Origin of the sequence: Tabrizicola sp. (genome assembly GCF_036781545.1) — a bacterium.
Taxonomy (GTDB): Bacteria; Pseudomonadota; Alphaproteobacteria; order Rhodobacterales; family Rhodobacteraceae; genus Tabrizicola.
This window is the reverse complement of record NZ_DAIQAT010000272.1, coordinates 1-2,011: the sequence shown is the minus strand read 5'-3', so window position 1 is coordinate 2,011 and position 2,011 is coordinate 1. Positions and strand designations below refer to the sequence as shown.

Sequence of the window (2,011 nt, the reverse complement as noted above, 5' to 3'; positions counted from 1 at the left end):
TTCCACTCCTGGATCGGCGGCGACCGCGACGGCAACCCGAACGTCACCACCGCCACTACCCGCGACGCGCTCGACCGGTCCCGCCGTGCGATCCTGACCCGTTACCTCGACGCCGTCACCACAGCCGCCGCCCGGATCAGCATCACCACCCGGATCATGCCGCTGCCCGCCGCGACCCTGGCGCGCATCCAGTCTATCCTCGGCCCCCACGCCAGCGACCTCGCCACCCGCAACCCGGGCGAGATCTTCCGCCAGGCCCTTTCCGCGATGGCCGACCGCCTGCGCGTCCTGCTGGACGGCGGGGCAGGGGGCTACCCCACTGTCAGCGCTTTCATCGCCGATCTCCGCGTGCTGGAAGATTCCCTGCACAGCATCAACGCCGACCGGCTGGCCGCCCGCTATCTCACGCCGCTCCGCTGGCAGGCCCAGGTCTTCGGCTTCCGCACCCACACGCTCGACATCCGGCAGAACTCCACCGTGACCACTGCCGTCCTGGCGGAGCTTTGGTCGCTGGACGGCCCACCCCCCGCCTACGGCACCCCCGACTGGTCCCGACGCCTCCGCGAAGATCTCTCCCGCCCCGACCTTTCCCCGGTCGACCGCGCGCGCCTGAGCCCGGAGGCGCAGGAACTTCTCGACCTCCTCGCCCTGATCCGCGAGGCCCGCATCTCTGCAGACCCCGAGGCCATCGGCCCCTTCATCCTCTCGATGACCCGCACCGCCGACGACCTTCTCGCCATCTTCCTTCTCGCCCGCCACGCCGGATTCGGGGCCGAGAAACTGGACCTTCAGCTCGTCCCCCTGTTCGAGACCATCGATGATCTCCGTCGCGCACCCGAGGTCTTCGACGCCCTGTTGCAGGTCCCGCTCGCCGAACGCAGCCTCCGCTCCCGCGACGGCACGGTCGAGGTCATGCTCGGCTATTCCGACAGCAACAAGGATGGCGGCTTCCTGTGCTCGACCTGGGAACTGGACAAGGCGCAGCGCCGCCTGACGCAAAGCCTCGCCCGCCACCGCCTGCGGCCCGTGTTCTTCCACGGTCGCGGCGGCTCGGTCAGCCGGGGTGGGGCGCCCGCCGGTCGCGCCATCGCCGCCCAGCCCGTCGGCACGGTGCAGGGCCGCCTGCGCATCACCGAACAGGGTGAGGTCGTCTCCTCGAAGTACGCCAACCGCGGCACCGCCGTGGGCAACCTGGAACTTTTGGCATCCTCTGTCCTGAGCCATCTTCCCGTCCGCATCCAACCCGCCGCCGACCCCGAACATATCGACGCGCTGGAGGCGCTGGCCGGCCTTTCCCAGACCGCCTATGTCAGCCTCCTCGGGATGCCGGGCTTCCTGGACTATTTCCAGCAGGCAAGCCCGGTCGAGGAACTGGCGATGCTGAAGCTCGGCTCGCGTCCCGCCCGCCGCTTCGGCGCGCGCTCGCTGGGCGATCTGCGTGCCATCCCCTGGGTCTTCGCCTGGTCGCAGAACCGCCACATGATCACCGGCTGGTATGGCTTCGGCTCGGCGCTGCGCGCCTTCCGCCAGGTGCGTGGCCCCGCCGCTGACCGGCTTCTGGCGGACATGTTCGCCCGCCACCCGCTCTTCCGCCTGATGGTGGACGAGGCGGAAAAGTCGCTGATGCTGGCCGACATGGAAATCGCCGAGGCCTATGCCGCACTGGTCGAGGACCCTGTCATCCGTGCCCCCATCCTCAGCCGCATCCAGGCGGAGCATTCCGCCGCCCTTGCCGCCCTGCGCGACATCACCGGCAATGCGCTCGGCCTGCGTTTCCCGAAGATGCAGGCAAGATGCGAGGATTTGCGCCCGCAGCTCGACCGGCTGAACCGGCTTCAGATCACCCTTCTCCGCCAGTCCCGCGCGGGCAGCGGCACCACCACCATCCCCCTCATGCAATCCATGACCTGCATCGCCTCCGGCCTCGGCTGGACCGGCTGACCCAAAGGAGACCGTCATGCCCGCCTCCCCCCGCGACTCTGGTTTTTTCACGGAAAGCTTGTCCTCGCGC

Annotated in this window: 1 protein-coding gene; it reads left to right on the top strand. The window is 69.2% G+C overall.

Annotated features, from left to right (window positions below):
- Positions 1 to 1,941, top strand: a 1,941-nt coding sequence (locus V7Q39_RS20550) for a phosphoenolpyruvate carboxylase (protein ID WP_333818473.1), incomplete at its 5' end; no start/stop codon positions are given.
- Between the last annotated feature and the right edge of the window lie 70 nt (positions 1,942 to 2,011).